Here is a 5,311-nt window from a genome sequence, read left to right on the forward strand (position 1 = left end):
TTTGCGAGGCGGTCGTGCTAGATGCTTCTGGCGTAAAAGTATGTAGCGAGGGTGAGTTGAAAGTAAAAATCCCGGTGCATCAATGCAAGAAATTTGAGCCCATCTTTTTAAAGAGTTCCGCATTCTCAGAATAGTTGATTTATCTATTGAACTCTTGAAGGAAAGTTTATTTTTGTTTCAGTAGATTAAGAAATTTATGATTTATAAACAACTTCTCCCTTCCCCTTTTGACTTCCTCTAAAAACCCTATATCACAAAGCGTTTTAAGACGTTTAGAAGCTGTATCTCGTCCGACTTCACCAGACTCTACTAAATTGTGAATGCGAACATAGGGTTGTGTAAAAAGCAATTCAATGAGTTCTTTGCTGTAAATAGAAGGGGCCTTTGCCTTAATAAGTGAAGAGGATTCTTCCATCAATTTTTGAATGGCAAAAATCTTTGACATCGTCCATTTTGATGTTTCATATATTCCATCGAGAAAATATAGAACCCATTCAACCCATGCCCCCTCTGTCGTAACTTGCAAAAGCTTCCTGTAATATTCTGATTTATTTTTGATAATGTAACCGCTTAGATATAAAATAGGAGTATCTAAAAGCCCTCGATGTATCAAATACAATAAGTTAATTATGCGTCCAGTCCTACCATTTCCATCCGAAAAGGGGTGTATTGCTTCAAACTGATAATGCTGTACAGCAAGCTTTATTAGGGGGTCAATACCATCATCCTCTTGATGAAGGTAATTCTGCCAGTTTGTCAATAATTCTCTCAGCCTCTCTTCCCCATCAGGAGGTGTATAAATTTTTTCACCGGTTACATCATTGACTAATGCAGTTCCTGGAAGTTTTCTAATATTTGTTTCAATAAGTCTTATTGTTGAGCATATATTGCAAATCACCGAGGTACTCAAGGGTCGTTCTTTCAGTGATGTATATCCGTGATAAAGTGCTTGCCTATATTGAAGGGTTTCTTTCGTTGCCAAGGACATTGAATAAGAAGAATCCTGCGCATGCTCAAACAACTCATCTGTTGTAGTTACAATATTTTCTATCGCCGAACTAGCCTGTGACTCTAATAATGGTATGCTATTAATTAAAACCGTTTGGTTAGGGATAAGCCTTTCTGCTATCTTTAGCTTGGCAAGCTCTCTATTTGCCGCTATACAAGCTTTCAGTATTTTAGGAGTTTCTAGGTCGATAACCGGAGGAAGATTAGGTAATTCATTAAATGGGGTTTCAGGGTCGAATTTTTTCATATGTTGAATTCTCTCTCAAAAACCAACATATTAACGAAACACCTTGAACCAGTCAACATATTATCCTTATATGCTGAAAATCAGGCGAAAATCCAACATATTATCAGCAAAAAAAGTATTTAATAGCTGATTATTAAGCAGTTAAGTGACTATATCGACCAAATGACACTTCAAACCCAATCCAGTCAAAAGTTCTGAATGCGTCTCTCCACCTCCATTCCAAATTAAGGCTTCAGTTTCACGACTGAAGTCTTTTGTTTTCATGGACATACAACACAAAATTCACACCGAAAAATTCAGCTGTGTCAAGCTCAATTACGCACTATTTACGCACTAGTATAACGTTTCAATAAAATATTTACATTTTTAAAGCTTTCATGTTTCATCTTTGTGTGTAAAATGGAGGCAATTATGAAGCTACAAAAGATTACACTAATCGCAGAAGAAAGAGAGCGGTTACAGGAATTAAGCCGATCTCGAACGCATCCCCTAAGAGTGGTTCAACGCGCTCAAATTCTTTTGAAATTCTCAGAAAACGAAAAAATTGAAGCTATAGCTAAATCAGTAAAGACGTCCCGTCCAACTATATATAAATGCATCAATAAGGCTATTGCAGGAGGGATAGAAGTAGCGCTTAAGGATTACTATCATTGTCCAAAACCGGCAATAATTACCGAGGAAGCTAAAAGCTGGGTTATGCATTTAGCTTGCACAAAGCCCAAAGATTTTGGCTTTGCCGCCGAAATATGGACGCAAAGCGCTCTAGCAAAACACGTGAGAAAGATGGGGCCTTTAGAGGGTCACATTTGTCTTGTCAAAGCAAATAAAACAACGATCCATCGTATCTTGAAAAGTCACTCACTAAAACCTCACAAAATTCGTTATTATCTAGAGAAAAAAGATCCTGAATTCAAACAAAAGATGCATGAAGTATTAATTGTCTACAAAGAAGTAAATGAGCTTTTAGAAAATAAGGAAAATTGCAAGCTGAATAAGGTAATTACGGTATCAGTAGATGAAAAGCCGGGAGTGCAGGCAATTAAAAATGTAGCGCCGGATCTTTTACCCAATGCAAAATATGGGCAAATTGCGCGCGACTACGAATACAAAAGACTTGGTACTCTATCAATATTAGGGGCTTTAGATCTTCATACAGGACATGTATTTACTCAGGTTCATGAACGTCACAGGAGCCGCGAATTTATCAGTCTTCTAAAAGAGCTAGATGAATATTATCCAAAAGATGCAACAATTCGCGTCATTTTAGATAATCATTCAGCACATATCTCAAAAGAAACGATGGCATACTTGTAGTCCAAGCCAAATCGTTTCAAATACATCCACACTCCTAAGCACGGTTCTTGGTTAAATATTGTGGAAGGACTTTTTTCAAAGATGACTTGCTCTTTTTTAAAGCATATTAGAGTGGAGTCTCTGGAGGAATTAAAAGAGAGGATTCTTCGAGGAGTAGCTGAAATTAATGCGGAGCCGGTTGTACATCGTTGGACAAATTTTGAGTTCACGCAAAATATGTAAATGTTTTATTGAAACGTTGTACTAGTTCCCAAAAGTCCCTAGCAGTACCTAATTCATTGGAGAGCTATTGCCCAAGGAAATTTTTCAATCAATAATTCCATTAGTTCTATTGCCGTCCCCTCAATATACGTAGGTTCCCATCCCCTTCTTACAGGCATTTGCAGGACCCATTATCTTTAGATTTTGATGAAGCAGGAAAAAAGAACTATCCATTTTGGATGAAACTCTACCCAAACCTTCGCCCTTGGCCCATTGCCTCAAGAAAAAGCCCAGGTGAGCTATTTCAGGAACATAAAGGCAGCATTCTCAATCCGTTTTACTCTTTTTATCTTCTGAGCTGAAATGCGTTCAACTCGGCCTCAATTTCCCCACAGCTTGTGGGTAAATTATCATCCATTAACGTCATTAAACTCTTTTTCAAAACTTTCGATCGTTTTTAGAATTAATTCCCAATCTGGGATCTTTCTGAAAAACATAGCCTCCATCAGATGATAATCCTTTTCAAGTTCTTTAAGAACTCTTGGAGGAGGAAAAAGCTTTAGAGTTTTCTTTCGAGCTGTTCCATAGTTCGCCCAGCTTGATGCAAAGTAGATACTTTTATGGATTGCAACTCGTTCAAGTAGAGCTGTCTCAATAATTGCTTTTTCTTTGATTTCAGAATTTAGCAAACGAAAAAAATCATAAAAATGCCTTGAAATTCGCGGTGGAAGTTTTTTATCTTCCGGTAGATGCGCATATTGGTGAAGGATTGTCGCTTTCTCCCAGAAAGTTCGTTCAGCATTCAACACTCGAACCCACGTTTCAGACTCATGAATTTTCTCCTTCAGTGCTTCTTTAGCATAGCTCTGTATTTTATGTTCACTGACAGGCCAATGTTCTGATCTTGCACCGATTTCGATTTTCACAAGCGGTCGAATATATCCAGCTTTTGAAGTCTCGCTTGGATATTCAAATAGCAGTGTTTGAGCATCTGGATCTTCTAGGTCGCAGAAAATTCTCCAACCGCTGGAAGTTCCTAACTTTGCATCAATAGCATCTCTCAGATCATTTAACATCTCAGTTTGCACATAGTTAGAGCAAGCTTGTGAAAGATTATCTAGAATTGTTCGTTGCTTCTTTTTGGAAGGCGCATTTTCAGGATCACAGGGGGCTTTAAAACCAAAAAATCTTCTTTCAATTGAAAGATCAATATCTTCGGAAAACCGGTCGATTAATCCATATGCTTTTGAAAGTGAAGTGCCTCCTTTGAAGGTAAGATGGGACTTCATTTTCGCTAACGAAAACAGTCTTTCCAAAACCCATACAACCCAATAGTCTTTCTCAATAATTTCGAACGGCATGTGCATGATCTCTGCTGCTGTTCTAAAGAACAGCGCACGTTCTTCTTTAGATAAAAGGTAGAGATGGATTTCATTCATGGCTCAAACCCCATAATTTCAAAAACAATGGCTCGTATCCACGCAGGAGCAAATTTCATATTTTGTCTAACTTCTTTTTCATTTGAACCATTGAGAAATTTTGAAATTTGCGCGCGCGCTACCTGGTCAATGTGATCTTTTCCTAAATTTTTTAAGGCCTGAATCAGAAGACCTTCTCTAGTTCCGGCAGAAGACATGACTTTTTTAGTGGCCTTTTTAAAAATGATTTCTTGATTACCAATTTTGACTTTCCTTGAGGGACCTTCAGTTAAAAAGATAATTCGACCGGGAACCTGTACAGAAAGGCCAACCAAATTTGCAGCGTAAGCCCCAGCTGGTTGGATTTGAACTCCATTTTTTTCCGCAATTGCTTTTGCAACCTCATTTAAATCTGGAGGGATTAAGCCCAATAAATCATGCGTTTTGGGATAGTCATAAACACCTTGTGCAAGCCGCCGAATGACGCTTTGTTTTTGAAGCTGTGAGAGAGCCTTGCGAATAGAGGCATCACTACCCAGATCTGAAAAGTGCATTGAGGTAAAACACCACCCCCGGCCGTGATCGGTAATCCTATTTTTCACCGCGATTTCAATACTTTGGCCCATTATTACGCACCTCTATTTTTCACAAACATAGCATCTTTTTGTGAATGCATGCAAAAGAATTATCATAAATTTCACAAATATAACATCTTTTTGTGAATACTAGGATAATCTAAGACTCTTATTCCCAAGTAGATATATCAAAATCCCACAAAAGTCTGTTGGCTATTGGTAGGGCCAGGGACACTCAGGTAGTTTTACTACAGTTTTGTCTCGTCTAGTGCGTAAAATTTGCGTAATTTTCAGTTACGCACTCAATTTTTTGGCGCAGAGTTTTGATGAATTTTGTCTATGAAGATTGAGTCATTTTTCAATCTTAAAAAGATAGAACATTCAACCGTGTTCGATTCTCTCTCTAGTCAACTCGTGGAGTTTGCGAGGCGGTCGTGCTAGATGCTTCTGGCGTAAAAGTATGTAGCGAGGGTGAGTTGAAAGTAAAAATCCCGGTGCATCAATGCAAGAAATTTGAGCCCATCTTTTTAAAGAGTTCCGCATTCTCA

Annotated in this window: 3 protein-coding genes and 1 pseudogene; 1 reads left to right on the top strand and 3 read right to left on the bottom strand. The window is 38.1% G+C overall.

Going from position 1 to position 5,311, the window contains the following annotated elements:
- Window positions 1-166: 166 nt before the first annotated feature.
- A complete protein-coding gene (locus K9M07_07935) occupies window positions 167-1,255 on the bottom strand; it encodes a Fic family protein (protein MCF7853147.1) in 1,089 nt (362 codons plus the stop codon).
- Between the two features lie 399 nt (window positions 1,256-1,654).
- Here K9M07_07935 and K9M07_07940 point away from each other — a divergent pair.
- A pseudogene (locus K9M07_07940) lies at window positions 1,655-2,791 on the top strand (IS630 family transposase).
- A gap of 389 nt (window positions 2,792-3,180) precedes the next feature.
- On the opposite strand, the gene K9M07_07945 reads toward K9M07_07940, so the two are convergent.
- Both K9M07_07945 and K9M07_07950 read right to left on the bottom strand, forming a co-directional pair.
- The gene (locus K9M07_07945; protein ID MCF7853148.1) at window positions 3,181-4,209 is read right to left on the bottom strand and encodes a nucleotidyl transferase AbiEii/AbiGii toxin family protein; all 1,029 of its coding nucleotides are present in this window, start codon (window positions 4,207-4,209) and stop codon (window positions 3,181-3,183) included.
- Window positions 4,206-4,814, bottom strand: coding sequence for a DUF6088 family protein (locus K9M07_07950; GenBank protein ID MCF7853149.1), 609 nt, complete (start codon window positions 4,812-4,814; stop codon window positions 4,206-4,208). The genes K9M07_07945 and K9M07_07950 overlap by 4 nt, the downstream gene beginning before the upstream one ends.
- Window positions 4,815-5,311 lie beyond the last annotated feature (497 nt).

The organism is Simkaniaceae bacterium (assembly GCA_021734805.1).
Classification (GTDB): domain Bacteria; phylum Chlamydiota; class Chlamydiia; order Chlamydiales; family JACRBE01; genus Amphritriteisimkania.

Coding starts and splice junctions, on each gene's coding strand:
- K9M07_07935 (MCF7853147.1), bottom strand. CDS start 1,255: ATGAAAAAATTCGACCCTGAAACCCCATTTAATGAATTACCTAATCTT.
- K9M07_07945 (MCF7853148.1), bottom strand. CDS start 4,209: ATGAATGAAATCCATCTCTACCTTTTATCTAAAGAAGAACGTGCGCTG.
- K9M07_07950 (MCF7853149.1), bottom strand. CDS start 4,814: ATGGGCCAAAGTATTGAAATCGCGGTGAAAAATAGGATTACCGATCAC.